The sequence below is a fragment of the Mesorhizobium sp. URHB0026 genome, assembly GCF_054059755.1.
This window is the reverse complement of the sequence record NZ_JBSSCN010000001.1, coordinates 2792129-2818855: the sequence shown is the minus strand read 5'-3', so window position 1 is coordinate 2818855 and position 26727 is coordinate 2792129. Positions and strand designations below refer to the sequence as shown.

Annotated in this window: 26 protein-coding genes; 13 read left to right on the top strand and 13 right to left on the bottom strand. The window is 64.1% G+C overall.

Annotated elements, in window-relative coordinates:
* Positions 1 to 65: 65 nt before the first annotated feature.
* Genes hisG through hisS form a run of 3 tightly spaced genes read right to left on the bottom strand, consistent with a single transcriptional unit; the run spans position 66 to position 3402 of the window.
* On the bottom strand, positions 66 to 764 hold the full coding sequence (gene hisG, locus ACVWWD_RS13805) for an ATP phosphoribosyltransferase (protein WP_352546767.1): 699 nt from the start codon (positions 762 to 764) through the stop codon (positions 66 to 68).
* Positions 761 to 1882, bottom strand: coding sequence for an ATP phosphoribosyltransferase regulatory subunit (locus ACVWWD_RS13800; protein WP_352546766.1), 1122 nt, complete (start codon positions 1880 to 1882; stop codon positions 761 to 763). Before ACVWWD_RS13800 ends, hisG begins: the two co-directional genes overlap by 4 nt.
* Entirely contained in the window at positions 1879 to 3402 is a 1524-nt protein-coding gene (gene hisS / locus ACVWWD_RS13795) for a histidine--tRNA ligase (protein ID WP_352546765.1), read from the bottom strand. The genes ACVWWD_RS13800 and hisS overlap by 4 nt, the downstream gene beginning before the upstream one ends.
* A gap of 253 nt (positions 3403 to 3655) precedes the next feature.
* Between hisS and ACVWWD_RS13790 the strand changes: the two genes are divergently transcribed.
* Positions 3656 to 3907, top strand: a complete 252-nt coding sequence (locus ACVWWD_RS13790; protein WP_023771355.1) for a hypothetical protein — start codon at positions 3656 to 3658, stop codon at positions 3905 to 3907.
* A gap of 11 nt (positions 3908 to 3918) precedes the next feature.
* Here the strand turns inward: ACVWWD_RS13790 and ACVWWD_RS13785 are convergent, their stop codons facing one another.
* On the bottom strand, positions 3919 to 4557 hold the full coding sequence (locus ACVWWD_RS13785; protein ID WP_023771356.1) for a DNA-3-methyladenine glycosylase I: 639 nt from the start codon (positions 4555 to 4557) through the stop codon (positions 3919 to 3921).
* 212 nt (positions 4558 to 4769) lie between these two features.
* Here ACVWWD_RS13785 and ACVWWD_RS13780 point away from each other — a divergent pair, with 212 nt between their 5' ends.
* Both ACVWWD_RS13780 and ACVWWD_RS13775 read left to right on the top strand, forming a co-directional pair.
* Entirely contained in the window at positions 4770 to 5513 is a 744-nt protein-coding gene (locus tag ACVWWD_RS13780) for a L,D-transpeptidase (protein ID WP_023771357.1), read from the top strand.
* Positions 5514 to 5800: 287 nt separating this feature from the next.
* On the top strand, positions 5801 to 6721 hold the full coding sequence (locus ACVWWD_RS13775; RefSeq protein ID WP_457103124.1) for a bifunctional 5,10-methylenetetrahydrofolate dehydrogenase/5,10-methenyltetrahydrofolate cyclohydrolase: 921 nt from the start codon (positions 5801 to 5803) through the stop codon (positions 6719 to 6721).
* 8 nt (positions 6722 to 6729) lie between these two features.
* Here ACVWWD_RS13775 and glcF read toward each other — a convergent pair whose 3' ends face one another.
* The 4 genes from glcF to ACVWWD_RS13755 all read right to left on the bottom strand — a co-directional run bounded on the left by glcF (position 6730) and on the right by ACVWWD_RS13755 (position 12277).
* The gene (gene glcF / locus ACVWWD_RS13770) at positions 6730 to 8055 is read right to left on the bottom strand and encodes a glycolate oxidase subunit GlcF (protein WP_023782437.1); all 1326 of its coding nucleotides are present in this window, start codon (positions 8053 to 8055) and stop codon (positions 6730 to 6732) included.
* A 10-nt stretch (positions 8056 to 8065) separates the two neighbouring features.
* Positions 8066 to 9271, bottom strand: a complete 1206-nt coding sequence (locus tag ACVWWD_RS13765; protein ID WP_457103123.1) for an FAD-binding protein — start codon at positions 9269 to 9271, stop codon at positions 8066 to 8068.
* A 30-nt stretch (positions 9272 to 9301) separates the two neighbouring features.
* Entirely contained in the window at positions 9302 to 10798 is a 1497-nt protein-coding gene (locus ACVWWD_RS13760) for an FAD-linked oxidase C-terminal domain-containing protein (RefSeq protein ID WP_352547302.1), read from the bottom strand.
* A 156-nt stretch (positions 10799 to 10954) separates the two neighbouring features.
* Positions 10955 to 12277: a DUF3422 family protein gene (locus ACVWWD_RS13755; protein WP_023771362.1), complete on the bottom strand. Its 1323-nt coding sequence runs from the start codon at positions 12275 to 12277 to the stop codon at positions 10955 to 10957.
* 208 nt (positions 12278 to 12485) lie between these two features.
* Between ACVWWD_RS13755 and ACVWWD_RS13750 the strand changes: the two genes are divergently transcribed.
* Genes ACVWWD_RS13750 through ACVWWD_RS13740 form a run of 3 tightly spaced genes read left to right on the top strand, consistent with a single transcriptional unit; the run spans position 12486 to position 15259 of the window.
* On the top strand, positions 12486 to 13289 hold the full coding sequence (locus tag ACVWWD_RS13750; protein WP_015316499.1) for an FCD domain-containing protein: 804 nt from the start codon (positions 12486 to 12488) through the stop codon (positions 13287 to 13289).
* Between the two features lie 25 nt (positions 13290 to 13314).
* Entirely contained in the window at positions 13315 to 14451 is a 1137-nt protein-coding gene (locus ACVWWD_RS13745; RefSeq protein ID WP_023771364.1) for an alpha-hydroxy acid oxidase, read from the top strand.
* A gap of 34 nt (positions 14452 to 14485) precedes the next feature.
* Entirely contained in the window at positions 14486 to 15259 is a 774-nt protein-coding gene (locus ACVWWD_RS13740) for a metallophosphoesterase (protein WP_352547305.1), read from the top strand.
* A gap of 81 nt (positions 15260 to 15340) precedes the next feature.
* Here the strand turns inward: ACVWWD_RS13740 and ACVWWD_RS13735 are convergent, their stop codons facing one another.
* Together ACVWWD_RS13735 and ACVWWD_RS13730 are read right to left on the bottom strand one after the other, a co-directional pair.
* The gene (locus tag ACVWWD_RS13735; protein ID WP_013893872.1) at positions 15341 to 15472 is read right to left on the bottom strand and encodes a hypothetical protein; all 132 of its coding nucleotides are present in this window, start codon (positions 15470 to 15472) and stop codon (positions 15341 to 15343) included.
* A gap of 289 nt (positions 15473 to 15761) precedes the next feature.
* Positions 15762 to 16460, bottom strand: coding sequence for a type 1 glutamine amidotransferase (locus tag ACVWWD_RS13730; protein WP_352572675.1), 699 nt, complete (start codon positions 16458 to 16460; stop codon positions 15762 to 15764).
* An 86-nt stretch (positions 16461 to 16546) separates the two neighbouring features.
* Here ACVWWD_RS13730 and ACVWWD_RS13725 point away from each other — a divergent pair, with 86 nt between their 5' ends.
* The 4 genes from ACVWWD_RS13725 (at position 16547) to ACVWWD_RS13710 (ending at position 20591) form a co-directional block, all read left to right on the top strand.
* Complete coding sequence (locus ACVWWD_RS13725) at positions 16547 to 17194, top strand: hypothetical protein (RefSeq protein WP_023794751.1); 648 nt, start codon at positions 16547 to 16549, stop codon at positions 17192 to 17194.
* Positions 17195 to 17225: 31 nt separating this feature from the next.
* The gene (locus ACVWWD_RS13720; protein ID WP_023771368.1) at positions 17226 to 17960 is read left to right on the top strand and encodes a 16S rRNA (uracil(1498)-N(3))-methyltransferase; all 735 of its coding nucleotides are present in this window, start codon (positions 17226 to 17228) and stop codon (positions 17958 to 17960) included.
* Positions 17961 to 18104: 144 nt separating this feature from the next.
* Positions 18105 to 19478 (top strand): glutamate--cysteine ligase, encoded by a 1374-nt coding sequence (locus ACVWWD_RS13715; RefSeq protein WP_023782445.1) that lies wholly within the window; start codon positions 18105 to 18107, stop codon positions 19476 to 19478.
* 90 nt (positions 19479 to 19568) lie between these two features.
* Positions 19569 to 20591: a DUF937 domain-containing protein gene (locus ACVWWD_RS13710; protein WP_023782446.1), complete on the top strand. Its 1023-nt coding sequence runs from the start codon at positions 19569 to 19571 to the stop codon at positions 20589 to 20591.
* Positions 20592 to 20750: 159 nt separating this feature from the next.
* Here ACVWWD_RS13710 and ACVWWD_RS13705 read toward each other — a convergent pair whose 3' ends face one another.
* Positions 20751 to 21041, bottom strand: a complete 291-nt coding sequence (locus ACVWWD_RS13705; protein ID WP_023771371.1) for a DUF1127 domain-containing protein — start codon at positions 21039 to 21041, stop codon at positions 20751 to 20753.
* 234 nt (positions 21042 to 21275) lie between these two features.
* On the opposite strand from ACVWWD_RS13705, the gene ACVWWD_RS13700 reads away from it, so the two are divergent.
* From ACVWWD_RS13700 to ACVWWD_RS13690, 3 genes are all read left to right on the top strand, one after another.
* Positions 21276 to 22232 (top strand): LysR substrate-binding domain-containing protein, encoded by a 957-nt coding sequence (locus tag ACVWWD_RS13700; protein WP_023782447.1) that lies wholly within the window; start codon positions 21276 to 21278, stop codon positions 22230 to 22232.
* 72 nt (positions 22233 to 22304) lie between these two features.
* Positions 22305 to 23936, top strand: coding sequence for an exodeoxyribonuclease VII large subunit (gene xseA, locus ACVWWD_RS13695; RefSeq protein WP_023771373.1), 1632 nt, complete (start codon positions 22305 to 22307; stop codon positions 23934 to 23936).
* Between the two features lie 4 nt (positions 23937 to 23940).
* On the top strand, positions 23941 to 25053 hold the full coding sequence (locus tag ACVWWD_RS13690; protein ID WP_352547313.1) for a DmpA family aminopeptidase: 1113 nt from the start codon (positions 23941 to 23943) through the stop codon (positions 25051 to 25053).
* 65 nt (positions 25054 to 25118) lie between these two features.
* Here ACVWWD_RS13690 and ACVWWD_RS13685 read toward each other — a convergent pair whose 3' ends face one another.
* Together ACVWWD_RS13685 and ACVWWD_RS13680 are read right to left on the bottom strand one after the other, a co-directional pair.
* Positions 25119 to 25370 carry a DUF768 domain-containing protein gene (locus tag ACVWWD_RS13685; RefSeq protein ID WP_015316487.1) on the bottom strand — a complete coding sequence of 84 codons (252 nt, stop codon included), beginning with the start codon at positions 25368 to 25370 and terminating at the stop codon, positions 25119 to 25121.
* Positions 25371 to 25771: 401 nt separating this feature from the next.
* Positions 25772 to 26461: an SDR family NAD(P)-dependent oxidoreductase gene (locus tag ACVWWD_RS13680; protein WP_352547316.1), complete on the bottom strand. Its 690-nt coding sequence runs from the start codon at positions 26459 to 26461 to the stop codon at positions 25772 to 25774.
* Between the last annotated feature and the right edge of the window lie 266 nt (positions 26462 to 26727).

Here is a 26727-nt window from a genome sequence, read left to right as displayed (position 1 = left end):
CCTATCAGCCTGCCGGGATGCTGGAAATCCCATCGATGGTCCTGGAGCCCCTTCCCTGAGGATCGCTATGCGACCGCTGCCGCCATTTTCGCGACGATGTCGCGCAAAACGCCGTCGTCGGCAGCTGCACGTATCTTCCTTGACGCGACCAGACAGGCCTGCGATTTCAGGACCACGCCGTCGCCCAGCACCTTGAGATGGTTGGCGCGCAGCGTCGAGCCCGTGCTGGTGATGTCGACGATGACGTCGGCAAGGCCGGCCGCCGGCGCGCCCTCCGTGGCGCCGAGGCTCTCGACGATGCGATAGACCTGAATACCGTGCTTTTGGGAGAAGAACTGCTGCGTCAGCCGCCAATATTTGGTCGCAATCCGCAGCCTGCGGCCATGGCGCTGCCGGAAGTCGGCGGCGACATCGTCGAGATCGGCCATGGTGTCGACATCGAGCCAGATCTCGGGCACCGCGACCACGACATCGGCATGGCCGAAGCCGAGGCGGGCGACGATCTCGGCCCGCGCTTCCCAGTCGGCGAGACTTTCCCGCACCAGGTCCTCGCCGGTGATGCCGAGATCGACCGCGCCCTGGCCTATTTCGCCCGATATTTCGGAGGCCGACAGGAAGAGCACTTCGACATTGTCCAGGCCCTCGACGCGGGCGTGATACTTTCGCTCGTCGCCGGGCAGGCTGACGGCGAGGCCGGCCTTGGCCAACACCTCCAGCGCCTGCTCCTTGAGCCTACCCTTCGAGGGAACGGCGAGCGTGATCATGATGCCACCCCCCGCAACGCCTCGATGCGGTCGAGCCACACCGAAAAGCCGACGCCGGGGATCGCGGTCTTGGCGCCGAGCAGCGTCAGCAACCGGTCGTAGCGCCCGCCACCGGCCAGGGCGCGCTCGCCGTTGGCGGCCGCGATTTCGAAGACGACACCGGTGTAGTAGTCGAGCGGACGGCCGAAAGCGGCGTCGTAGCGGATTTTTTCGGAAGGCAAGCCATGCGCCTCCATCGCCTTGGCGCGGGCCGAGAATTTTTCCAGCGCCGCACCCAGCGAAAGTCCGGCGCCGGTCGCGAAGGTTTCCAACACCTGGGCCGCGCCATCGAGCGGCACGTCGATCGCCAGAAAACCTTTCAGCGCCGCGAAAGCCTCGTTCGACAGCCGCACGCTGCGCAACTCGGCCTTCTCGATCAGCCGCCGCGCGATATCCGACGGCGCGCGCCCGGCCGATTCCGACAAGCCGGCTTCCTCCATGCCGCCGGCAATATGCTGGGAAAGACGCTCCAGATCGCCATCGAGGACAAGCGCCGCGACCGGCCCGGAGAGCTGGCTGTTGCGCGGCGGGTTGGCGAGATCGGCGAGTGCTGCCTCCAGCATAGGCGCCGAGCCGAAGGCGCGGGCCAGCCGCATGCGCCAGCCGCGCGGCAGGCCGAGCGCCGCCAGCACGGCCTCGAAAATAGCCTGGTCGCCAAGCGTGACCGCCAGCGACTGGCCAGGCAGCACTAGCGACAGCAACGCATGGGCGTCGGCGACCGAGCGTGCATCGGCTTCGGCCGTGTCGCGGTCGCCGAGATCCTCGATGCCGGCCTGGAAGAACTCATTGCCGCCCTCGCGGCGCTGGCGAAACACCTCGCCCAGATAGGAATAGCGGCGCGGCGTGCCGGCTTGGCTGGCTATGTGGTCGAGGCAGACGGGGATGGTGAATTCGGGCCGCAGGCAGAGCGTCTGCCCGGTTTCGCTTTCGGTCAGGAAAATGCGGCGGCGCAGATCCTCGCCGGCCATGTCGAGGAAGGGATCGGCCGGCTGCAGCACCGCGACTTCCACCGCATGCGTGTCGCGCGCGGCGAAGAGGGTGATGATGTCGGCTGATATTGCGGGGTAGCGGGTGGTCATGGACTGGATGGGCGCGACGCGCCACCCTTCACACGATCGGCAGCCTGCGCAGCCAAAATCTTCTTCACCTCGGCGACCAGTTCGCCTTCCGCCACCGTCACCTGCGCCGGGCGCGAGGCACGCCATTCCGCATTATCGGTGATCTCCGCCGACATGCGCGCACCTTCGATCAGGTCCTTGATCTGCAATTCGCCCTTGGCCCGCTCGTCGCCGCCCTGAATGACGGCGATGGGACAACCGCGCCGGTCGGCATATTTGAGCTGCGCCTTCATGCCGGCGCCTCCGAGATACATTTCGGAGCGAATGCCGGCGGCGCGCAATTCGCCAACCATCTTCTGGTAGCGGCCGAGGCTTTCGGTGTCCTTGTCCATGACCAGCACGACAACCGGCGCGATCACGTCGGCGCTGTCGAGCTTGCCGAGATTTTTCAGCGCCGTCATCAGCCTGCTGACGCCGATGGAAAAACCGGTCGCCGGCACCGGTTCGCCACGGAAGCGCGAGACCAGACCGTCATAGCGGCCGCCGCCGCCGACCGAGCCGAACCGCACGAACTGGCCGTCCTCGTTGGGGATTTCGGCCAGAAGCTCGGCCTCGAAGACTGGGCCGGTATAATATTCGAGGCCGCGCACGACTGAACGATCCATGGCGATGCGGTCCTCGGCATATCCGGCAGCCCTGACCAGCGCTTCGATGGTCGCGAGTTCGCCAACGCCCCCCTGGTAGACCGCGTTCCCGCTGACGCTGGCATCCTGGCCCGCCTGCACATTTCGCGCTGTCGCCATAAGAACAGCCTGCGCTTGGGTGTCATTCAGCCCGGCGCCCTTGGCGAAGTCGCCCTCGCCTTCCTTGCCGCCGTCCCAACGCCCCGGGCCAAGCAGAAGCCGGACGCCGTTCGGACCGAGCTTGTCGAGCTTGTCGATGGCGCGCAGCACCGTCAGCCTTCGTCCGGCATTTTCCTCGCCGCCAAGACCGATCGCCTCGAGCACACCGTCCAGCACCTTGCGGTTGTTGACGCGGATGACGTAGTCGCCGCGCTTGATGCCGAGCGCTTCCATCACGTCGGCCATCATCATCGCCATCTCGGCGTCGGCCGCGACGCCCGGCGTACCGATCGTGTCGGCGTCGAACTGCATGAACTGGCGGAAGCGGCCGGGCCCGGGCTTTTCGTTGCGGAACACCCAGCCGGAACGGTAGCTGCGGTAGGGTTTTGGCAGGCGTTCGAAATTCTCGGCGACGAAGCGCGCGGTCGGCGCGGTCAGGTCGTAGCGCAGCGACAGCCATTGGTCGTCGTCGTCCTGGAAAGAGAATACGCCTTCGTTCGGCCGGTCCTGATCGGGCAGGAATTTGCCCAACGCATCGGTATATTCGATCAGCGGCTGGTCGGCCGGTTCGAAGCCATAGAGCTCATAAACCGAGCGGATCGTCGCCATCATCTTCTCGACGGCGCGGATATCCTCGGCGCTACGGTCGGCAAACCCGCGCGGCAGCCGCGCTTTCGTCTTTTCCGATTTGTCGGCCATGGGATTTCGCTCGGTGTTTTCGTGGAGTGTCTAGAGGTCAACGATGTTGCGATTTTCGCAACGGGCGTGTCCTAACCGAAGAGGCCCGGAGCAGCAAGGGTCGGCACCCGGCGCCATCTCCGACGAGCGCGGCAACAGTCGAACCCCTTTGAAACAAAACCGCACCACAAATGAAACAATGCGGCCACGAGCGCGGCATCGTGCCGACACAATCGCGGCCGATATAGCGCACCGAAACGAAGGGGTTCGGGACATGACCAGCGCAACGGAATTTGATGCCCACAGCGAGGCCGGCGAAGTGCCGACGCGCCTGCGCCCGGCGGGCACCCATGCACCGAAGATAGATGGCCAGGCAGCCGGGCCGTTCGATGTGCCGGCAGGCACCAGCAACGAGCCTTCCCTGCGCGACACCTTGGTGACCGGTCTGCTGGTGATCTATCCGACGGTCGCCACGGTGGCGGCAATCGTCGCCGGGCTGTTCCTCGCCAGCGCCAACGGCACCTGAGCCGTCCGCGGCTATTTCGGCCGCTGGAAAGCCTTCCGTTCCTTCTCGACCCCCTTGCGGCAGACGCAGCCTTCGAGGTGATCGTTGACGAGGCCCATCGCCTGCATGAAGGCGTAGACCGTGGTCGGGCCAACGAAGCTCCAGCCGCGCTTCTTCAGCTCCTTCGATATGCGCACCGAGACCGCGGTGGTCGGGTTGGCGCGCAGATGGGCGAGGTCGACGTTCTTGGGCCGCTCCTCCTTGCCGGGTTCGAACTTCCAGAACCAGGCGGCCAGCGAGCCGAACTCATCCACCATCTCGCGGGCGCGTTTGGCGTTGTTGATGGTCGAGACGATCTTGCCGCGATGGCGGATAATGCCGGCGTTGCCGAGCAGGCGCTCGACATCCCGTTCGTTGAAGGCGGCGACCTTGTCGAAGTCGAAGCCAGCGAAGGCCTCGCGAAAATTCTCCCGCTTCCGCAAAATGGTCAGCCACGACAGACCCGACTGAAACCCTTCCAAGCAGATCTTCTCGAACAGCCTGCGGTCGTCGGCCACTGGCCGGCCCCATTCATGGTCATGATAATGCAGGTAATCGGGCAGATTGCCATGCCAGAAGCACCGGACGACACCGTCAGGACCGGCAAGCAGGCCGGTGTTTTCATTGCTCATCCAAGAAGTCCATCCGTTAACGCGCTTGCGCGCTGTCTTTACCGTGGCTTTACCAGATTCCTGAACCGGGCGGTAACCACACCCAAAGAGTTTACTGGCAGAACGGCATTTTACGCATTCCGATTCATGTTTCGGTTGCTGCTCGCCGCCAATGATCGCGCAAGCCGGGAGTGTTCTTGCCCGGCGTATTAGACGATCAAGGTGCCTTCCCGATGAAGAGAATTCTGTTTCCCTTGCTCGGCGCCGTGGCTGTGTTTGCCGCCGGCGTCACGCCCTCAACCGCCAATGACCGTTATGCCGACAGGCCACCGGTGATGGTGAGCCCCGACCTTTCCGCGCCTTGGGTGCTGCAGCTCGGCCATGCACCGGGAATCGTGCGGCAGAACCGACAGGCCGTGCAGCAGCCGCGCCAACGCACCCTGCAGCCGGCACAGCCCGACAGCGTACAGACGGCCGCCGTGCAGGCGCCGGCCAAACGCATGGTCATGCGCCGGCAGATCAACCCCGTCTACCTGCCGCAGGAAGTCGCCTATGACGGCGCCCAGAAGCCGGGCACCATCGTCATCGATACCACGCAGAATTTCCTCTACCTAGTCGAGAAAAACGGCAAGGCGCGGCGCTACGGCGTCGGCACCGGCAAGCCCGGCTTCGAATGGTCGGGCACGCACAAGATCACCAACAAGCGCGTCTGGCCGGACTGGCGTCCGCCGGCCGAGATGATCAAGCGCGAAGCGGCCAAGGGCCGCTACCTGCCGACCTATCTGGCCGGCGGCATGGAAAACCCGCTCGGCGCGCGCGCGCTCTATCTCGGCACGACCGAGTACCGAATTCATGGCACCAACCAGCCCTGGACGATCGGCGGCGCTGTATCATCGGGTTGCATCCGGATGCGCAACGAGGACGTGGTCGACCTTTACGAGCGGGTCAATGTCGGAACCACCGTCGAGGTGATATAGTGGCATCGAATCAGCCGGTTAAGCAGTACTGAGCAGGTTTTGGCGCACTGTTGCCCTCAAGCCATAGCGCAGTTTTGCAAGACGTGCTTAGACTGGCAACGACTTAGCGGGGGACGGGCCGTGTGGGGATACGGCCAGTCACGAGAGGGCAGCACGGGTAACCGGGCTGCCCTTTTCGTTCACGGTGCGACAGGTCGCCCCGGAGGCACGGTGTTTCGTTTTCAGGGCTGATTTCCGGGCCATGCTCTGCTATCGCAGTGCACAATTTCCCACCAAAGGTTCGAACCATGTCCCTGTCCGACGACAGCCGTTATCTCAGGGGCGGCCCCGTTGCCCAGCGCATCATCGCCGCCGTGCGCGAGGACGCGACCATTGCCAAGGCCGAGGGCTTTCCGCCCAAACTGATCTCGATCACCGTCGGCGATACCGACGCCGTCGAGGTCTATGTGCGCAACCAGCGTGCCAAGGCTCAACTTGCCGGCATCGATTTCGAGGAACGGCGCTTTCCCGCCACAATCACCTCAGGTGAACTCGAAGCAGCCATCCATGGGCTGAATGCCGATCCGCGTGTCACCGGCATCATCATCCAGCGGCCGGTTCCCGCGCATATCCCGATCAAGATGCTGCAGGCGGCCGTGCATCCGCTGAAGGACGTCGAGGGGATGCATCCGGCCTCCATCGGCAACATCGTCTACAACCAGCTCGATCTAGCGCCTTGCACGGCGGCCGCCTCGGTCGAACTGCTCAAGGAAACCGGCCTCAATCTCAAGGGGCTGGAAGTGGTCATCGTCGGCCATTCGGAAATCGTCGGCAAGCCGATCGCCTTCCTGCTGATGAGCGAGGGCGCGACGGTGACGGTCTGCCATCATATGACACGGTCGGTCGCCGCCCATGCGCGGCGCGCGGACGCGCTGTTCGTCGCCGTCGGCAAGCCGCGGCTGATCAAGGCCGATATGGTCAAGCCAGGTGCCGCCGTCATCGACATCGGCATCAATTCGGAGATCGGAGCGGACGGCACGAGCCGCATCGTCGGCGACGTCGACACCGACAGCGTCAAGGAAGTGGCCTCGTGGATCACGCCGGTGCCGGGAGGCGTCGGTCCGCTGACGGTGGCGATCCTGCTGCGAAATACCATGGTCGCGCTCAGCCGCCAGCGCGCGCTCTATCAGGCGACATACGGTGTGGCGGACAGGCTAGCTGCGGAGTAGCGCCCGGCCTACTCCGCCGCGACCAGGCTCTCATCCAAAATGCCATCCGGCCTCGGCCCGCCATAGGCCCAGTCGAGCAGTTTGATCGTGTGCACCACCGGCATGCTGGCGGCGGATGCGATCTGCGTGATGCAGCCGATATTGCCGGTGGCGACGATCGAAGCGCCAGTCGCCTCGATATTTTTCACCTTACGATCGCGCAGCCTAGCCGAAATCTCGGATTGCAGGATATTGTAGGTGCCGGCCGAGCCGCAGCAGAGATGGCCTTCGCGCGGCTCGCGCACAATGAAACCGGCCTTGGCGAGCAGCTCCTTCGGCTCGCGGGTGATCTTCTGGCCGTGCTGCATCGAGCAGGCCGAATGATACGCGACCACCGTGCCCGGCTTGCGCACCGGTTCAGGGAGCTCGAGACTTGCCAGATATTCGGTGATGTCCTTGGCCAGCGCCGACACGCGCGCGGCCTTGTCGGCATAGGCCGGATCGAGCCGCAGCATGAAGCCGTAGTCCTTGATCGTCGTGCCGCAGCCCGATGCGGTGATGACGATGGCGTCGAGCCCGCCCCGCTCAATGGAACGCGTCCAGGCATCGACATTCCGCCTAGCCGAGGCAAGGGCGGCTTCCTCCCGCCCCATGTGATGGACCAGCGCGCCGCAGCAGCCCTCGCCCGGCGGCACCACAACCTCGACACCGAGCCGTGTCAGCAGCGAGATGGTGGTGTCGTTGATGGCGGGGTCGAGCACCGATTGCGCGCAGCCGGTCAGGATGGCGACGCGGCCCTTTTTCGCCCCCGGCCCGGCATGGACACCCGGCAAGGCCATCGGCGAGGCCGCGGGGATCGATGCAGGCGCGAGCTTGAGCATCGCGGCGAGCGGCTTCAGCGCCGGGGCTTTTTCGAACAGGCCGATAAACGGCTTGCCCAGCCTCGCAAGCTTGAGCGCGGCGCGGAAGCGCTGGGGATAGGGCAGCACGAAGGCCAGCATGGCGCGGGTCAGCCGGTCGAGCAGCGGCCGCTTGTAAGTTTCCTGGATATGGGCCCGCGCATGGTCGACCAGATGCATGTAGTTGACGCCCGAAGGACAGGTGGTCATGCAGGCCAGGCAGGACAGGCAGCGGTCGATATGGGTGACGATTTCCTTGTCGGCGGGACGGCCGTTTTCCAGCATGTCCTTGATCAGGTAGATGCGCCCGCGCGGTGAATCGAGCTCGTTGCCAAGCGTTACGTAAGTTGGGCAGGTGGCGGTGCAGAAACCGCAATGCACGCATTTGCGCAGGATCTTTTCGGACTCGGCGACGTCAGGGTCGGCAAGCTGGGCGGGCGAAAAATTGGTCTGCATCTCTGATGTCCTAGGCCATGCGGCCGGGATTGAGGATGTTCTTCGGGTCGAATTCCTGTTTCAGGCGATGGCTGAGCGCTGCAAGCGCCGGCGCCTGCGGCTCGAACACCGGCAGGGCGGAACGATGGGCGGGGGCGGCGCGCACCAACGTCGCGTGGCCGCCGCCATGTTCCCGCAACAGTCCGCGAAGCAGGGTGGCTTCGGGATCACCCTCCTCCATGCGCAGCCACACCAACCCGCCCTGCCAGTCGTAGAAGGCACTGACGGCGGCCTGCATGCGTAGAGTCAGAACCATCAGGTGCCCGCGGGCGGGCGTCATCGAGACCCGCCAGACCGGCTTCTCGCTGCCATCAACGAAGGGCCTGATATCGCGCACGTCGCGCCAGATTGCCTTGGAGGTCTCACCGGAAATCTCCTCCAGCGGCCCGGCCTTGCCGAGCAGGGTCTTCAGCGCGGTGATGCGATAGGCAACGGAGGGGCCAAAGCCCTCGACGCGCAGCAGCGTGGCGGCTTCACTGCCGAGCATCCCGCCGGCAACGCGGGCGGCGATGCGCTCCGGCAGATGGGCAGCGCTCGACACTTCCGCGCTGGAACCAAGGGCCAAGGCCATGGCGGCGCAGGCTCCATCATCGAGCAGGCCACGGACAGCGAGCGTGACTTCGGTCTCGGCCGCAGGCAGCACCTTGAAAGTGACGTCGGTAAAGACGGATAGCGTGCCCCAGCTGTTGGCCATCAGCTTCGACATGTCGTAGCCGGTGACATTCTTGACCACGCGGCCGCCCGATTTGAAGGTTTCGCCCCGGCCGGAGACGACATTGATGCCAAGGATATGATCGCGCGCGGCGCCCGCCTTCAGCCGGCGCGGACCGGACAGGTTGGCGCCGAGCACGCCGCCGATGGTACCTTTGCCCGGCTCGCCGCCGAGCAGCGGGCCGTAGTCCATCGGCTCGAAGGCGAGTTGCTGGCCGTTTTCAACCAGCAGCCTTTCGATCTCGGCCAGCGGCGTGCCTGACTTGGCCGACAGCACCAATTCCGCGGGTTCATAGAGGGTCACGCCCGAGAGTTTCGACAGGTCGAGCGTGTGCTCGGTCTGCAACGGATGGCCGATGCCGCGCTTGGAGCCGTGGCCGAGAATTTCGAGCGACGTCTCCTCCGCCGCCGCCCAGGCAACGGTGGAGAGGACTTCGGCTGAGGTGGCGGGGGTGAAGATGGTCATAGTCGCACCTGGTTCCGAGGCCCAATCAGCTCAAAACCTCGGAATGTCGGGAAACGCCACCAGCCCGCGATGCACATGCATGCGCCCCAGTTCGGCGCAGCGGCGCAGTTGCGGGAACACCTTTCCGGGATTGAGCAGATGGTTGGGATCGAAGGCGCACTTGACGCGCATTTGCTGGTCGAGATCGACCTGGGTGAACATTTCCGGCATCAGGTCGCGCTTCTCGACCCCGACGCCATGTTCGCCGGTGAGCACGCCACCGACCTTGACACAAAGCCTCAGAATGTCAGCGCCAAAGCTTTCGGCTTTGTCGAGTTCACCAGGCACGTTGGCGTCATAAAGAATCAGGGGATGCAGATTGCCGTCGCCGGCGTGAAAGACATTGGCGACTCCGAGCCCATATTTTTGCGACAGCTGGCGCATGCCGGCCAGCACGCGCGGCAACTCCTTGCGTGGGATCGTGCCGTCCATGCAGTAGTAGTCGGGCGAGATGCGGCCCACGGCGGGGAAGGCCGCCTTGCGGCCGGCCCAAAAACTCAGCCGCTCCTGCTCGGACTGCGAGATGCGGCAGGTGGTCGAGCCGTTGCGAATGGCGATCGCCTCGACCGCCGTAATGACATGATCGACCTCGACGCCCGGCCCGTCGAGTTCGACGATCAGCAGCGCCTCGACATCGAGGGGATAACCGGCATGGACGAAATCTTCCGCGGCATGGATCGCCGGCCGGTCCATCATTTCCATGCCGCCCGGGATGATGCCGGCGCCGATGATGTCGGCAACGCACTGGCCGCCCTGCTCGCTGGTCGGAAAGCCGATCAGCAGCGCCCGCGCCGTCTCCGGCTTTTTCAGGATGCGCACGGTGACCTCGGTGACGACGCCCAGCAGACCTTCCGAACCGGTCATGACGCCGAGCAGGTCATAGCCTTCCGCATCGAGGTGGCCGCCGCCGAGCCGCACCACCTCGCCGCTCATCAGCACCATCTCGATGCCAAGCACATTGTTGGCGGTGAGGCCGTATTTCAGGCAGTGCACGCCGCCGGAATTCTCCGCGACGTTGCCGCCGATCGAGCAGGCGATCTGGGAGGATGGATCGGGGGCGTAGTAAAAGCCCTCCTGCTCGACGGCTGACGTGATGCCGAGATTGGTGACGCCGGGCTGGGCGACAACGATGCGGTTGGGAAAATCGATCTTGAGGATGCGATTGAACCGGCTCATGACGAGCAGAACCGCGTCTTCCAGCGGCAGCGCGCCGCCCGACAGCGAGGTGCCGGATCCCCGCGGCACGACGCGGATGTTGCGGTCGTTGCAGTATCTCAGCAGACGGGAAACCTGCGCCACCGTCTCGGGCAGGACCACCACCAGCGGCACTTGCCGGTAGGCGGTCAGGCCATCACTTTCGAAGGCCCGCATTTCATTGGCCGCGTCGACCACGCCCTCGCCCGGCACAATGATGCGCATGTCGGCGACGATTTCGCTTCGCCGGCGCAGAGTCTCGGCGTTTGGCTTGGGCATGGCAAGGCCGGACATCGGCGCTTCCTCCACTCAACTGGTAAAAATGATTTACCAGCTAGCGACATTTGTTGCAAACCTTGCTTTGATGGCATCCGGGGGCGGATGCAAGCAAGGCTTCCGCAGCGGCAATCTGCCGCTGCACATCTATCGCGCTTCGAAGCTTGGCGCGGTCTATTCGGCCGGATGCTTCGCCGGCTCGGAATGCATCTGTCGGACCCTGCGCACGCCCCACCAGACGAGCAGGATGGCGACCGGCACCGATGCGGCGGTAACGACCTCCGGCGCGAAGGCGTGGCCAAAGACCGACGCGCCCTTGGCGACATAGCCGATGAGGCCCACCACATAGTAGGAGACGGCGGCGACCGAGAGCCCTTCGACGGTCTGCTGCAGGCGCAGTTGCAGCCGGGCGCGGTTGTTCATCGAGGCGAGCAGGTCGCGGTTCTGCTTCTCGACCTCGACATCGACCCAGGTGCGCAACAGCGTGGTGGCACGGGTCAGCTTTCGCGACAGGTTGGCCTGGCGCTCCTCGACCGAGCGGCAGGTGCGCATGGCTGGCGCCATGCGCCGCAGCAGAAAGCCCGCCCAGGTGTCGTAGCCCTGCACTGGCTCCTCATCCAGTGCCTCGAGCCTTTCAGTAACGATGCCGTCATAGGCGCGACTGGCGCCGAAGCGGTAAAGGCTGGAAGCGGCATCAGCCTCCAGTTCGGCGGCAAGCTCCGTCAGGTCGGCGAGCAGCGTCTGGCTGTCGCGGGTCTCGGCCACCTTCATTTCCAGGGTCGTCTGTGCCAAGCGGTCCTCGATGCGGCGGGCGCGGCTGGACAAGGTGAGCGCCAGCGGCAAACCGAGCATGGCAAGCGTGCGGTAGGTCTCGATGTCGATCAGCCGCTGCGACAGCGCGCCGGTGCTGGCCGGGGTCAGACCCCGATCGAGGACCAGCATGCGGGTCATGCCATCGCCGTCTTGGCGGAAGTCGGTGACAATAGCCGCGCTGCCGCGCTCGACGAGCGAGTGACAGAGGCTGGTCGGGTCGAAGCCGGCGATCAGCCTCTCGTTCGCCTGCGTCCACTTGCGGATCTCGAGCCGGATGCCCGAGATGACGGTTCCCGGCGGCGAAAAGCCATTGCCGAACGGCGAATCCTCTTGCCCCCGGCCATTCTCGGCCAGCGGCCCTTCCCAGAGATAGGTCGAGAACTCCGTATGCCGCTCCCAGCGCAGCGTGCCCTTGCCCCATTTCATGGCGTGGTGGCGGGCATGACGCTCGGGGGCCGCGATGCCGAGGCGGCGCGACAGTTCCGAAAGCACGGCATGGTCGACCGCGGAGCCTCCCTCGGTCATGAAGGAGAGTTGGACGAGGACGCGCGGCTTCTCGACGAGCGGATGCGGACGGGCATGAACCTCGCCGAGCGCGCCGGGCCGGCCTTCATGCGCCGGAAAACCCAGGACGCTGCCTTGGCTGCGCGGCTGGAATTCAAGATTGGACGTCTCGTCCGACACGTCTGGTCCCCCTGGTTTCGACCCTTCGTGCAATGGTGCCGTCTTGCGGCAATCGACAAGGCACGTAAACAGCAAAGTTTAGCGCGAGGCGATATGCCGGCGCGATGCGAAAATCGACCGAACCAGACGAATTGGATAAATAATTTGACCAGTTGGCGACAGACGCTTTAATCTGCGCGACATTCATTCCGTTCCCCAGGCGCTGCCTTTGAGCGATATTTTCTCCAGGATCGAGCATTCGCGCACCGCCGACGAAGTCGTGCAGCAGATCGAAAGCCTCATCCTCGAAGGCGTGCTGCGCACCGGCGACCGGCTGCCGGGCGAGCGCGAACTGGCGCGCCAGTTCGATGTATCGCGGCCCATCCTGCGCGATGCGCTGAAGGCGCTCGAAGGACGTGGGTTGCTGACGACCAAGGCCGGCGGCGGCACGCATGTCGCCGACATTATCGGCCAGTTGTTTACCAAGCCGGTGGCGGATCTGATCTCGACGCATCGCAAGGCGGTGACGGACTATTTGGAGTATCGCCGCGAGGTCGAGGGCATAGCCGCCGAATACGCGGCGCGGCGCGCCACACCCGAAGACCTTGCCCTGCTCGACCGCATCATGGCGCGCATGGATGAGGCGCATCGCACCGGCGACTTCGACGACGAGGCAGAAATCGACGTAGAATTCCACCATGCGATCTGCGAATGCGCGCACAACATCCTGCTCTTGCACACGCTGCGCTCCTGCTACCGCCTCTTATCGGAAGGCGTGTTCCAGAACCGGCTGCTGGTGTTCACCGTGCCGGGCGCGCGAGAGGCGCTGCTGGCGCAGCACCGGGCGATTCACACCGCGGTCAGGGCTGGTGATCCGGCCGCCGCCCGCCAGGCGGCGATGGACCACATGACCTATGTCGAGCGCTCGATGGCGGAAGCCGAGCGCAGCGGCGACTGGCAACGCGTGTCGCGGCTGAGGCTAAGGCAGCGCTCGGAAACCGGCGGCAGCGAACCAGCGCGCAGCCGCTCCTAATCAATTCGATCAAGCGGGGACCATCATGAGCGACATTCTGACCATCGCAGACCTCAAGGATCTCGCGCGCCGTCGCGTGCCCAAGATGTTCTTCGACTATGCCGACTCCGGCGCCTGGACCGAGAGCACCTACCGGGCAAACGAGGAAGACTTCCAGAAGATCAAATTCCGCCAGCGCGTGCTGGTCGACATGAGCAACCGCTCGCTGGAATCGACCATGATCGGCCAGAAAGTGTCGATGCCGGTGGCGCTGGCGCCGACAGGCCTGACCGGCATGCAGCACGCCGACGGCGAGATGCTGGCAGCGCAGGCGGCAGAGGAATTCGGCGTGCCGTTCACGCTTTCGACAATGAGCATCTGCTCGATCGAGGATGTCGCCTCGGTGACGAAGAAACCGTTCTGGTTCCAGCTCTATGTGCTGCGCGACAAGGACTTCGTCCTCAATTTGATCGACCGGGCGAAGGCGGCGAAGTGCTCGGCGCTGGTGCTGACGCTCGACCTGCAGGTCCTCGGCCAGCGCCACAAGGATGTCCGCAACGGGCTTTCGGCGCCGCCCAAGATGACGCTCGCCAACATCGCCAACATCGCTGTGCGGCCTGGCTGGTGGATGGGCATGGCTGGCACGAAGCGCCGTACCTTCCGCAACATCGTCGGCCATGCTAAGGGCGTCGGCGACGTGGCTTCGTTGTCGTCCTGGACGACCGAGCAGTTCGATCCGCACCTGTCGTGGAAGGACGTCGCCTGGATCAAGGAGCGCTGGGGTGGCAAACTGATCCTCAAGGGCATCCTCGACAAGGAGGACGCGCTGCTGGCGGCCAACACCGGCGCCGATGCCATCATCGTTTCCAATCATGGCGGGCGCCAGCTCGACGGTGCATCGTCCTCCATCATGGCGCTGGAAGAGATCGCCGATGCGGTCGGCGACAGAATAGAAGTGCATATGGACGGCGGCATCCGCTCCGGCCAGGATGTGTTGAAAGCACTCTGCCTGGGCGCCAAGGGCACCTATATCGGCCGGCCATTTCTTTACGGCCTGGGCGCGCTCGGCAAGGAAGGGGTTACCAAGGCGCTGGAAATCATCCGCAAGGAGATGGACATTACGCTGGCGCTGTGCGGAAAGCGTCTGGTCACCGACATGGGCAGGGATCAGCTTCGGCGCTAAGTCCGTGACATCTGATCGCGGAGAGACCAGAACCTTGGCGGAACCCGGCATCCATTTCCTCGACGCACGCGGGCCGGACGGCGTGCGTCTCTACGCGATCGGCGACGTGCATGGCCGGCTCGACCTGCTGGCCGCCATGCACGGACAGATCGAGGCCGAGATCGCCAGGGACCTAGTCGCGGACTGGCGCATCATCCATCTCGGCGACTATGTCGACCGAGGACCGGACTCCAAGGGCGTCATCGACTTCCTGATCGAGGCACGCCAACGCGATCAGCGAAACCTGATGCTGGCCGGCAATCACGACATTGGTTTTCTCGACTTTCTCCAGACACCCGACCCCGAAGGGCTCTTCATCCGTTTTGGCGGCATCCAGACCGCGCAATCCTATGGGGTGACGATCAACAACGGCAGCGGCATTTGGTTCGGCAAGGCCGAGTCAGCCACGCGCAAGGGCCATCAAGCCCTGCTCGCGGCCGTGCCGCGAAGCCATATCGACTTCCTGCGGTCGCTGCCGTTCTCGGTGACGTCAGGCGACTTCTTCTTCTGCCATGCCGGCATAAGGCCAGGCATTGTGTTGGAGAAACAGAATCCGCAGGACCTGATCTGGATCCGTGACGTCTTCCACGATCACACCGCTCTCCTTCCGAAGATCGTGGTGCATGGCCACACGCCGGTTCCCGAGGCGGAAGTGATGGCCAACCGCGTCAATGTCGACACGCTTGCCTGGCAGTCAGGCATGCTTACCGCGCTCGTCGTGGACGGCCCGCACAAACGCATCCTCGAAATGTCGATAAAGGAACCTTGAGACCCGGCGCCCCAGAGCGCGAGCGATCCTGGCGCGAGGAATACTGGCGCGAGGGATCCTGGCGCGAGGGATGCCTGGGCTTTAGCGTAGGGAGGCGGTGACGCCGTAGCCGTCGACCGCATTGTGGTTGTTGGCTGCATCGGCGGCATAGATGCCAAGGCCGCAAAGCACGATGGCGGACAGCATGGCAAAGGACAGAAGAGCTGCTTTCACGGAGGTCATCTCTTGTTGAGCTTTCTGCATCTGTGCACGAGGCGGTTACCAATGCGTTGAAACGGAAAAATCGCTTCAAAGTTTCGACGATTTCGCGCTTCTAGGCGTGTTCTGTATCGATGGTGTGTCGCACGGGTCACACAAAAGGTTCATCCCCGTTGCACAGCCGATATAGCGCGCGCCTTCTAGGATAGCGTGCGGACACAAGCCAAGGATGAAAGGGTTTTCCCCAGACGGATTCCGGCCCCCGTGCCAATTATGTCACGCGGTAGGACGCGGAAGCGAATGCTTAGATCGTCGCCACCCAGGCACGGGCGATGGCGAGGCCGGCAGCATCGGCGTCAGGGCCGTTGCGAGCCATTTCGCTCTCGAGCTCGCCGGCCCAGTCGGGATGGAGCGCGGCAATGGTCGGCGCGAAGGAGGAACTCCAGTCCTTCACCAGCGGTCGGTCGGCCTCGAAATGGAACTGGAAGCCGTAAACGGCGCGGCCGACCCGAAACGCCTGGTTTTCGGCGACATCGTTGCCGGCGAGCCGCACGGCGTCATCCGGCAGCTCGAATGTATCGTCATGCCACTGGAAGATCGGGAACGTTTCCGGCAGTGCAGACAGCACCGGGTCGGCCTTGGCGTCCGGGGTCAACGACACGCCGCGCCAGCCGAATTCATTGGCACCGCCGATGCGGTTCACGCCGCCAAAAGCACGGGCGACGAGTTGACCGCCGAGACAGATGCCGAGCACCGCGCGGTCCTTGCCGGCAAAATCGCGGGTCAGTTCCAACAGCGCCGGGAAATAGGGATATTCTTCGTCGTCCAGCGCATTCTGGCCACCGCCGAGCACCACCATGGCATCATGGCCGGTTGCGTCCCCTGGCAGCGCGTCACCCTTGTAGGGAAGGCGCACGTCGAGATCGGCACCCGCTTCCGCGAGCGCCGCGCCAACCTGGCCAAGACCGGTATTGTCGAAGTTCTGGACCACCAGCACCCGCATGGCACACCCTGCTGACATGAAAACGAGGAACCAGCGATATCATGTCGCCAGTATTGCAGCCAAGATGCGTGTCCCAGGAGAAAACCATGCCACTGCAGAACCGGGTCGATCCGTTCGGCGCCATTCATGCCGTGCCGGAGCGCGGCCTGTTCACTGGCAATCGCGGCATCATCCACGACCCCGAGACAAAGACGCTCCTGAAAAAGCGCTGGGCGCTTCAGGCCTGGATCATCTGCATGTGCCAATTCCGCAATGCGCGGCGCGAGCCGATGGGCCGCAACCGGGCCGGCGGCAAGGCCGGCTGGACCGAATTGTTCTTCCTCGACGAGGTGACGGCGCTCGCCGCCGGGCATCGTCCCTGCTTCTTTTGCCAGCGCGAACGAGCCAGGGATTTTGTCAGCCGCTTCGGCCAAGCCTTCGTCATGGCCGAGCCGCGCGCGCCGCAGGTGGACCAACGGCTGCACAAGGAGCGGTTGGCGTCGGGCGGCAAACGGCCTGCCGTCGCGATGGGCGCGCTTGCCCGCCTGCCCGACGGCGCGATGATCGCAACCGGCGGCGGGACCTACGCCTTGTCCCAGGGCAAGGCGTTGCCATGGTCTTTTGCCGGATACGGCCCGCCAACCAGCCTGGATCGGTTCGAGGACGAGACGCTGGTGCTGTTGACCCCGGAAACGACGGTTGCCATCCTGCGTCGTGGTTTTCAGCCTTTGTGGCATCCTTCCGCCAAGGCTTGACGCCGGCGGCCGCCTCGCCCATTCCTCGGCCATGCGCGCCAACTACAAGATGCAACGTCTGTTCGTGCCCGACGACCTCGGACCGGACATCGAATTCGAACCCGGCCAGCAGCAGAGCCATTATCTCCTGCATGTGCTGCGGCTCGCCGAAGGCGCCGAGATCCTTGTCTTCAACGGCCGCGACGGCGAGTGGTCGGCCGCGATATCAGCGAAATCGAAGCGGTCGGTGCGGCTGAAAGTACTGGGGCTGCAAAGGCCGCAGCCGCCTTTGCCTGACCTGATCTATTGCTTCGCACCGCTGAAGCAGGGCCGGCTGGATTATCTCGTGCAGAAGGCGGTCGAGATGGGCGCCGGCGTCCTGCAGCCGGTCATCACCCAGCATACCCAGGTGGCCAAGCCGTCGATCGATCGCCTGCGCGCCAATGTCGTCGAGGCCGCCGAACAATGCGGCATCCTCGCGGTGCCGGACGTTCGCGAGGCGGAAAAATTCGAGCGCCTGCTGACCGGCTGGGACAAGGAACGCCGGTTGATCTTCTGCGACGAGGACGCCTCGACCAACAACCCACTGCCTGCCTTGCAGACGGTGAAGGAGAAGAAGCTCGCCCTACTGGTCGGGCCCGAGGGCGGCTTTTCCGACGAGGAGCGTAAGATGCTGCGCGCGCTCCCCTTCGTGACCGCCATTCCGCTCGGGCCGCGTATCCTGCGTGCCGACACGGCGGCCGTGGCAGCGCTTGCGGTTATGCAGGCAACAATTGGCGACTGGTAGTGCTCCGCCTCTTGCAAGAGGTGCTTGCAGGGCGTGGCCTTCAATTCCTCTTGACCTGTGGCTCAGGATTTTTCGCTTGATCGGCTACTGACATTTCGTCCATTTAGCGCCGGCGGTGGTTCAACCGCCTTTGAGGGCTTGAGAATGGCGCGCGACACAACCGATTTCCGGCCCATCGAAGGCATAGACGAGCTTGTCGAACACCTGGCCGAAGGCAACAAGCCGCGCGAAAAATGGCGCATCGGCACCGAGCACGAGAAATTCCCCTTCTATGTCGATGGCAACGCACCGGTCCCCTATGGTGGTGAGCGCGGCATCCGCGCCATCCTTGAAGGCATGCAGACCAAGCTTGGCTGGGATCCGATCATGGATGACGGCCGCATCATCGGCTTGGTCGAACCGACGGGCCAGGGGGCAATTTCGCTCGAGCCAGGCGGCCAGTTCGAGCTTTCCGGCGCGCCCTTGGAGACGATCCACCAGACCTGCCGCGAGGGCAACGCCCATCTGGCGCAGGTGCGCGAGATCGCCGAGCCGATGGGCATCCGCTTCCTCGGCCTTGGCGGGAGCCCGAAATGGTCGCTGGCCGAGACCCCGAAAATGCCGAAGTCGCGCTATGAGATCATGACGCGCTACATGCCCAAGGTCGGCACCAAGGGCCTCGACATGATGTACCGCACCTGCACGATCCAGGTGAACCTCGACTTCGAGAGCGAGGCCGACATGCGCCGCAAGATGCAGGTGTCGCTGAAGCTGCAGCCGCTGTCGACCGCACTGTTTGCCAACTCGCCCTTCACCGACAGCCGGCCGAACGGGCTGCAGAGCTGGCGCGGCGACATCTGGCGCGACACCGACAACCAGCGCTCGGGCCTGCTCGAATTCTGCTTCTCGCCCGATTTTGGTTTCGCCGACTATGTCGAATGGGCACTCGACGTGCCGATGTATTTCGTCATTCGCGATGGCCGTTATCATGACATGACGCATATCACCTTCCGCCAGTTCATGGCCGGGGCCGCGCGCAATGAAGTGCCGGACGGGCTGCCGACGATGGGCGACTGGGCGAACCATCTGTCGACGCTGTTCCCGGACGTGCGGCTCAAGCGTTTCCTTGAAATGCGCGGCGCCGATGGCGGTCCCTGGCGGCGCATCTGCGCGCTGCCGGCCTTTTGGGTCGGGCTGCTCTACGACGAGGCGGCACTCGACGCGGCCGAGGCGTTGACGTCGAGCTGGACCTACAAGGAAGTGCTGGCCATGCGCAACGCCGTGCCGGAGCTCGGCATTGCCGCACCCTTCCGCAACACGACGTTGCGCGAGGTCGCCCGCGATGTCATGGCCATTTCGCGCACGGGGTTGAAGAACCGCGGCAAGAAGAACCGTGACGGCTACGACGAAACCTCGTTCCTCAACACACTCGACGAGGTCGTGGCGCGCGGCACAACCAGTGCGGAGGAGATGCTGTCGGCCTACCACACGCGCTGGGGCGGCTCGATAGAGCCGGTGTTCATGGAGTATGCCTATTAACCGCGAGCCATGGCCGGCGGCAAAAGTAGCTTCAATCGGGCGTTGAAACGAATTAGGCTCTCGTTCGAGGATTTCCCGGAGGAGAAGCCTATGCCTACCTTGTTCGACATGCTGGCGCAGGCCCAGAACGGCAACGGCATGCAGGCGCTTGCCCAGCAATACGGGCTTTCGCTGCAGCAGACGCAGGCGGCGGTCGCCGCACTGCTGCCAGCTTTTTCACAAGGGTTGCAACGCAACACCGCCGATCCCTATGGGCTCGGCGCCTTCATGACGGCGATGGCAAGCGGCCAGCACGCCAAGTATTTCGAGGACGCCACGCGCGCCTTCTCGCCGCAAGGCGTCGATGAGGGCAACGGCATTCTGGGACATCTGTTCGGTTCGAAAGACCTGTCGCGCGCCGTGGCCAGCCAGGCGGCGCAGGCGAGCGGCGTCAGCCAGCAGATCCTTCAGCAGATGCTGCCCGCGATCGCCTCGATGGTGATGGGCGGACTGTTCAAGCAGACGACAAACCAGATGCAGGCAGCGGCTGGCCTTGGTGGCGTCGGCAACAATCCACTGGGCGAAATAATCGAGCAGATGATGCGGCAAGGCGGCATGCAGGCACCGGCGCCGCAACAGCGCCCGGCGCCCCACAACCCCATGGACAACCCGTTCGGCAAGGTCTTGCAGGACATGTTCGGCGGCGGCTCGCCGCGGCCGCAAAGCCAGCCGCGGCCGGCACCCAACCCCTATGGCGACAATCCGCTCGGCAAGGTGCTGCAGGACATGTTCGGTGGCGCCGCGCCGCAGCAACCACAAAGTCGGCCCGAGCCTCAGCCGACACAGAGCCCCTACGGCGACAACCCGCTGGGGAAAATCTTCGAGGAGATGCTGCGGCAAGGCGGTGGCGGCGGCCTCGGGATGCCCGGCGGGCAGCCGGCGCCGGAACCTCAAGCGCAGCCGCAGCAGCGCCAGGCACCACAGCCCCAAGCCAATCCGAGCGGACGGCCAAGGAACCCGTTCGACGACATTTTCGGCAAGATGTTCCAGACCGGGGCCCAGCAGCGCGACGAATACCAGAAGGGCGTGGAAACGATCTTCGACCAGTTCAAGCGGGACATGGACCGGCGGTAGTCGCCCGGCCTTCGGCAAACCTAAAGGAAAAGCCCGGTCCTTGGGAGGACCGGGCAGCGTGCAGGCAGGCCGGCGGGGAACCGGCAGGGAGTGGGGAGCCTGCAGAACCTTGGTCGCGCTGCACCGTGAAAGGATTCAACGGAACCGAAGCTGAACCAATCAGGCCACCTTGCGGGCGATTTCCTCGATGGTTTCCACGCGATCGCTGGCGATCTCACGCAGGATTGCTGTCGGGTCACGGCCAAACGGCACGTCGATTGCAACATGCAGGTCGGCGCGCGTCAGGCCGATATCGGCGAGTTCTGCGTCCGACATCTCGCCAAGGCGGTAGAAGGCGCGGCGGTTTTTCCAGGCGCGGTAGGCATTGGAGACAATGTTTGCCACGCGCGTTGCAACGGCCGGACGCGAGGTGATGCGCGAGGTCTCGGTGGCGAAATCGATCGTGGTCATGTCGGTCTCCTTCAGACTCGAACGGACGAAACCCGACGATCGGCGCTGGCGACAGCGACCGTTCCGGTCTCAAATACAATTTTAGAGATGCATGTCGTCGTCCCAAAACCGGTGTCCACTTTTGGGCTACATGCATGGCTTTCATTTGGACAATGCCAATTTGCCATCGACCGATTGATTAATCCAACGAATGTTTCTAATCTTTAGTATCAACAGCAGTGATGGATTGAACCGATGAAAGCGCCGCTCGATCTCGATCAATTGCAGACCTTCATCTCGATTGCCGATACCGGCAGCTTCACCCGCGCGGCGGAAGAAGTGCACCGCACCCAGTCGGCGGTGTCGATGCAGATGCGCCGTCTGGAAGAGCGGATCGGCAAGCCGTTGTTCGAGAAGGAGGGGCGCTCGAACAGGCTGACGGAGGAAGGCGACAAACTGCTCTCCTACGCAAGGCGGCTGCTCTATCTCAACCGCGAAACGCTCGCCGCCTTCGACGACCAACGGCTCGAAGGCACGATCCGCATCGGCACGCCTGACGATTATGCGGACCGTTTCCTGCCCGAGATCATGGCACGGTTCACGCGCTCCAATCCGCGCGTCGAACTGACCGTCATCTGCGAACCGACGCCGGGGCTGGTCGAGCACATCAAGCGCGGCAATCTCGATCTGGCGCTGGTGACGCACAATGATGTGCGCGGCCAGTCGGAGGTGGTGCGGCGTGAACCGCTGCTCTGGGTCTCCTCGGCCAACCATGCGACACATGAACAGGAGACGCTGCCGATGGCCTTCGGCCGGCCAAACTGCATCTGGCGGCGCGCCGCGGTGGACGTATTGGACCTGCAGAACCGCGACTACCGCATCCTGTTCACCAGCTTCTCGGCGACCGTGATCACCGCCGCCGTGCTTTCGGGGCTGGCGATCTCGGTGCTGCCGGAATGCGCGCTCAGGCCCGGCATGCGGGTTCTGGGCGAGGCCGACGGCTTCGGCGCCCTGCCCGACTGCCGCATCGGCATCATGCGCGGCCAGACCTCGCGGCCGGAGATCGTCGATGCGCTTGCCCGCCACATCTCCGAAAGTCTGGACAACATTTCCGTGCCGCTTGGCGAGGAGACCGGGACGTTCGATTTCGCGGCGCTCGCCTTTGCCAAGATGAAGCGGAGCAAGCCGAACCAGATCCTGCCGGGCTGGTAAAAACCGGGTCATGAATATCGGGCCTGACACGGCCGCCTTGACGTCGGCGTCCAACCGGCCCCCAATCGACCGATGAGCGAAGCAGCATCCGAATCACGCACCAACGCCACCGAATACACGGTGAGCGAAATATCAGGCGCGCTAAAGCGCACGGTCGAGGACGTCTTCGGCAATGTGCGGGTGCGCGGCGAAATCTCAGGCTATCGTGGGCCGCATTCCTCCGGCCATGCTTATTTCGCGCTGAAGGACGACCGTGCGCGGCTCGACGCCGTGGTCTGGAAAGGCACGATGAGCCGGCTGAAATTCCGTCCCGAGGAAGGGATGGAGGTGATCGCCACCGGCAAGCTCACCACCTATCCCGGCAAGTCCAACTACCAGATCGTCATCGACAATCTCGAGCCGGCCGGCGCCGGGGCGCTAATGGCGCTGCTGGAGGAGCGCAAACGCCGGCTGCAGGCGGAGGGGCTTTTCGATGCGGTGCGCAAACGCCGGCTGCCGTTCATGCCACGCGTCATCGGCGTGGTCACCTCGCCGACCGGCTCGGTCATCCGCGACATCATCCACCGCATCAAGGACCGCTTTCCGCTGCATGTGCTGGTCTGGCCCGTGCGGGTTCAAGGTGACACGGCGAGTGCGGAAGTGACTAATGCCGTCACCGGTTTCAACGCGCTGGCATGGGACAGCCCCATTCAGCGCCCCGATCTGCTGATCGTGGCGCGCGGCGGCGGCAGCCTGGAAGATCTATGGGGCTTCAACGACGAGGCACTCGCCCGCGCGGTCGCCGCCTCGGGCATTCCGGTGATTTCGGCTGTCGGCCACGAAACCGACTGGACGCTGATCGACCTTGTCGCGGATGTGCGGGCGCCGACACCGACGGGCGCGGCCGAAATCGCCGTGCCGGTGAAGGCTGACCTCGAAGCGACGCTGGCCAGCCTCGGCGCGCGGCTCAAGGCCGCCGTCTTGCGCAATTTCGAACGCAAGCGGCAGGCAACCCGTGCGGCGGCGCGTGCGCTGCCCTCGCCCGACCAATTGCTGGCGCTGCCGCGCCGGCGCCTAGACGAGGCGACATCGAGGCTCGGTCGTGGCCTGATGGTTTCCACCGAGCGCAAGCGGGCGCGATTCTTCGCTGTAAAACTGACGCCGGCAATGCTGTCGCAGCGGATTGCCGAGGCGCGGCGCGCCAACGACCGTAACCTTTTGCGGGCGCAAGGGGCGCTGCGCACTCTGGCCAGAAGCCGGCGCGCGGAGCTCAATCGTGCCGCGGATCAGTTGCCAAAATGCGCCAAGGCATCGCTGCGGCGGCACAGGCAGCAATTGGCTTTGCTCCAGGGTCGAATCACCATCGAGCCGACAGCCCGGCGCCAACGTGTGCAGAGGGACCTTCTGACGGCTTTGACGAGACGCGGCGGCCAGGCGATGCTGGTCAGGCTGGAGCGGTTGCGCGGCCGCATCGTCCAGGCCGACCGGCTGATGGCGACGCTTTCGCACAAGGCCGTCCTGGCGCGCGGCTTCGCGCTGGTGAAGGATACCGACGGCGCGGTCATCAAGCAGGCCGCCGACGTGGCGTCGGGGATGGCGCTGTCGCTGGAGTTCGCCGATGGCACGGCGGATGCGGTGGCAACCAGTGGCGCGGCGCGGCCAAAGCCCGTGGCCAGACCGTCGGCAAAGGCAAAGGAACCCGGCAATCAGGGATCCCTGTTCTAAGAGCATGATCGACAATCCGCACCATCTGGCAACGCCGTCCGGCAAGCCGCGCGCGCGAAGCTTCACCATCGGCTTCCACGGAACACCCGGGCCGTTCAACGCGATCACCGACGTGCCCGGCGTCTCTGTCGGCTATGCGACGCTGATAACGGGCGATGGTCCGCTTATCGTCGGCAAGGGGCCGGTACGCACCGGCGTGACCGCAATCCTGCCGAGGCCCCGCGCCGAATTGGCCACGCCGGTCTTCGCGGGCGTTTTCAGCCAGAACAGCAATGGCGAGATGACCGGCTCGCACATCATCGAGGAAACCGGCGCCTTCAACTTCCCGATCACCATCACCAACACGCATTCCTGTGGTGTTGCGCGTGACGGCACGCTGCGCTGGATGAACCGGGTGCTGCCGGCCGCGATCGACAGCGCCTGGGGGCTCCCGGTGGCGGCGGAGACTTATGACGGGTTTCTCAACGACATCAACGGCCACCATCTAACATCGGAGCACGTCGCCGAAGCCCTTGACGGGGCTGCTGGCGGACCGGTCGAGGAAGGCAGCGTCGGCGGCGGCACCGGCATGATCACCTTCGGCTTCAAGGCAGGGTCCGGCACGGCCTCGCGCATCGTCGCATGGCAAGGGCGAACCTACACGGTCGGCGCCTTCGTGCAGTCGAATTTCGGCAAGCGGCATAATTTCACCATTCGTGGCCTGCGCGCCGAACTCACCGAGCCGGCGATCCGCGAAGCCACGTCGCGCGCGGAAAAGGGCTCAATCATCGCGATCATCGCGACCGACGCGCCTTTCCTGCCGCATCAAATGAAGCGATTGGCGCGCCGTGTGCCGCTCGGCGTCGCCTTGACGGGCGGCTTCGGCTATCACAGTTCGGGCGATATCTTCCTCGCCTTCTCGACGGCCAACCCCGCCGCGGCGCTGGGGCTGTCCGGCCGCATCGCCAGCGCCGATTTCATTCCCGATGCAGACATCGACGCGTTCTTCGATGCGGTGGTTCAGACGGTGGAGGAATCGATCCTCAACGCTCTTATCGCCAATGACGACATGACCGGGCGCGACGGCAATTTCGTGCCGGCGCTGCCAAAGGCGTGGCTGGAAGAAAAGTTTGGGTGAGAGGGATGGCTGAGACGAAAACGCGGGCCGAAGCCCGCGCGTCTCGAACAGGTTTGACCCCGTAGTTATTCCGCGGCTTTGCTGGAAGCCTGCTGGTTTTCGTCGGCCTCGGCCGCTTCCTCGAGCCGCGAAGCAATCAATTCCTGGATGTCGCCGACTTCCTCCTGGATGTCCTCCAGCGGTATGCCGACCTCGGCAGCCTTGGCGGCGCATTCGCGGGCCAACGTCTCGGCCTGCTTCTCGATCCTGGCGTGGGACTGGCAATGGACCTTTTCGCCGATCCATCCCCGCAAGAACTCGATCGCGTGTTCACTCATACTGCTGTTCCCTGGCGGCAAAGCCGGTTGGTAATCATAAGCGTCGGCATCCCGTGAAGGATGCATGTTCCCATTCGAGCCGAGTCGCGGCCAGCCGGCAAGCCGAAGCCGTCCAGGGTCCACAGAGCCGAAGGAAATCGAGGGGTGAAGAACATTTTCTGATTCTGAAGGACTGTACCGTTGGCGGGATCTTCCCGCTCCGAGCAATTGCTTCTACCTTTTACGGCTTCCAGTCCGTTTCTTAATCTCAATGGCTGTCGCTACAGCCGCCTTATGACGTTGCGCTTGAAGGCGTGAGCCCGCGAAGCCGCCGCTATATAGTGACATCCTCGTCCGATGTCGACTCTCCTCAAGGCTCGTGCAGACGAGCCATGCAAAAGTCGCATGGATCGCTGATCCAGTCAGAAATTTTCGACCCACGGCCTGAGCTCCATTTCCCACGTCCAGGCGCTGCGGTGCTGGCGATGGATGGCGAGATAGGCCTCTGCGATCGCATCCGGAGACAGCCGGCGATCCTGCGGCCCGGGCTCCTGTCCGGAAGCGGCCGAAGCAATGGCGCCGTCGATGATGAAATGCGCGACGTGGATGTTCTTGGGCGCCAGTTCACGGGCCATTGATTGCGCCAGCCCGCGCAATCCAAATTTCGGCATCGCAAAGCCCGCGGAGCCGGCGAACCCCTTCACACTTGCTGTCGCTCCGGTGAAGAGGATCGAGCCCGCCCCTTGAGCGATCAGCCGGCGGGCCGCCTGCTGAGCTACCAGGAACCCGCCATAGGCCCCGACCAGCAAAGCCTGTCGGACAGCCTCGGGATCGAGTTCGGCTATTGGACCGCGAGCGCGGCCGCCGGCGTTGAAAATCACCAGGGAAAGCGGGCCAGCCTTGTCCGCGATATCGAACAGATGCTCGACCGATGCTGGATCCGAGACATCCGTCGCCACGGCTTGCGCGCCGGGTTGCGCTTGCAACGCATCGAGCTTCTCGATGTTTCGGGCGGCCAGGACGACATGGAACCCTTCCCTGGCGAGAAGACGCGCGAGCGAGGCGCTCAATCCGGAGCCCGCCCCTGCTATGACGGTAACGTTGGATGTCATGAGACCCTCTCCTTCTTCCACTGATTTGAACCGCCGACGCATGTTGAACTCTGCCGGATCAGCGCCGCACCGGCAACACGCAGTGCGGAAAGAAAAATGGCCGGGCGCGAAACGGCCCGGCCAAAAAAGAAGGTCGTAACCTTCAGAGGGGAACACCGCTCAATGAAATGGGAGGAAAACACCGAACGGATCTTTCCTTTTTGAGCCGATTCTTCGCCGGATACGACGAATGATTTTCCAAGAATCGGTCGGGATGGCAAAAATCC

What these genes read in the sequence shown, in the direction of transcription:
- hisG (WP_352546767.1), bottom strand. Translation starts at nt 764, where the DNA reads ATGATCACGCTCGCCGTTCCCTCGAAGGGTAGGCTCAAGGAGCAGGCG.
- ACVWWD_RS13800 (WP_352546766.1), bottom strand. Translation starts at nt 1,882, where the DNA reads ATGACCACCCGCTACCCCGCAATATCAGCCGACATCATCACCCTCTTC.
- hisS (WP_352546765.1), bottom strand. Translation starts at nt 3,402, where the DNA reads ATGGCCGACAAATCGGAAAAGACGAAAGCGCGGCTGCCGCGCGGGTTT.
- ACVWWD_RS13790 (WP_023771355.1), top strand. Translation starts at nt 3,656, where the DNA reads ATGACCAGCGCAACGGAATTTGATGCCCACAGCGAGGCCGGCGAAGTG.
- ACVWWD_RS13785 (WP_023771356.1), bottom strand. Translation starts at nt 4,557, where the DNA reads ATGAGCAATGAAAACACCGGCCTGCTTGCCGGTCCTGACGGTGTCGTC.
- ACVWWD_RS13780 (WP_023771357.1), top strand. Translation starts at nt 4,770, where the DNA reads ATGAAGAGAATTCTGTTTCCCTTGCTCGGCGCCGTGGCTGTGTTTGCC.
- ACVWWD_RS13775 (WP_457103124.1), top strand. Translation starts at nt 5,801, where the DNA reads ATGTCCCTGTCCGACGACAGCCGTTATCTCAGGGGCGGCCCCGTTGCC.
- glcF (WP_023782437.1), bottom strand. Translation starts at nt 8,055, where the DNA reads ATGCAGACCAATTTTTCGCCCGCCCAGCTTGCCGACCCTGACGTCGCC.
- ACVWWD_RS13765 (WP_457103123.1), bottom strand. Translation starts at nt 9,271, where the DNA reads ATGACCATCTTCACCCCCGCCACCTCAGCCGAAGTCCTCTCCACCGTT.
- ACVWWD_RS13760 (WP_352547302.1), bottom strand. Translation starts at nt 10,798, where the DNA reads ATGTCCGGCCTTGCCATGCCCAAGCCAAACGCCGAGACTCTGCGCCGG.
- ACVWWD_RS13745 (WP_023771364.1), top strand. Translation starts at nt 13,315, where the DNA reads ATGAGCGACATTCTGACCATCGCAGACCTCAAGGATCTCGCGCGCCGT.
- ACVWWD_RS13730 (WP_352572675.1), bottom strand. Translation starts at nt 16,460, where the DNA reads ATGCGGGTGCTGGTGGTCCAGAACTTCGACAATACCGGTCTTGGCCAG.
- ACVWWD_RS13725 (WP_023794751.1), top strand. Translation starts at nt 16,547, where the DNA reads ATGCCACTGCAGAACCGGGTCGATCCGTTCGGCGCCATTCATGCCGTG.
- ACVWWD_RS13720 (WP_023771368.1), top strand. Translation starts at nt 17,226, where the DNA reads ATGCGCGCCAACTACAAGATGCAACGTCTGTTCGTGCCCGACGACCTC.
- ACVWWD_RS13715 (WP_023782445.1), top strand. Translation starts at nt 18,105, where the DNA reads ATGGCGCGCGACACAACCGATTTCCGGCCCATCGAAGGCATAGACGAG.
- ACVWWD_RS13710 (WP_023782446.1), top strand. Translation starts at nt 19,569, where the DNA reads ATGCCTACCTTGTTCGACATGCTGGCGCAGGCCCAGAACGGCAACGGC.
- ACVWWD_RS13705 (WP_023771371.1), bottom strand. Translation starts at nt 21,041, where the DNA reads ATGACCACGATCGATTTCGCCACCGAGACCTCGCGCATCACCTCGCGT.
- ACVWWD_RS13700 (WP_023782447.1), top strand. Translation starts at nt 21,276, where the DNA reads ATGAAAGCGCCGCTCGATCTCGATCAATTGCAGACCTTCATCTCGATT.
- xseA (WP_023771373.1), top strand. Translation starts at nt 22,305, where the DNA reads ATGAGCGAAGCAGCATCCGAATCACGCACCAACGCCACCGAATACACG.
- ACVWWD_RS13690 (WP_352547313.1), top strand. Translation starts at nt 23,941, where the DNA reads ATGATCGACAATCCGCACCATCTGGCAACGCCGTCCGGCAAGCCGCGC.
- ACVWWD_RS13685 (WP_015316487.1), bottom strand. Translation starts at nt 25,370, where the DNA reads ATGAGTGAACACGCGATCGAGTTCTTGCGGGGATGGATCGGCGAAAAG.
- ACVWWD_RS13680 (WP_352547316.1), bottom strand. Translation starts at nt 26,461, where the DNA reads ATGACATCCAACGTTACCGTCATAGCAGGGGCGGGCTCCGGATTGAGC.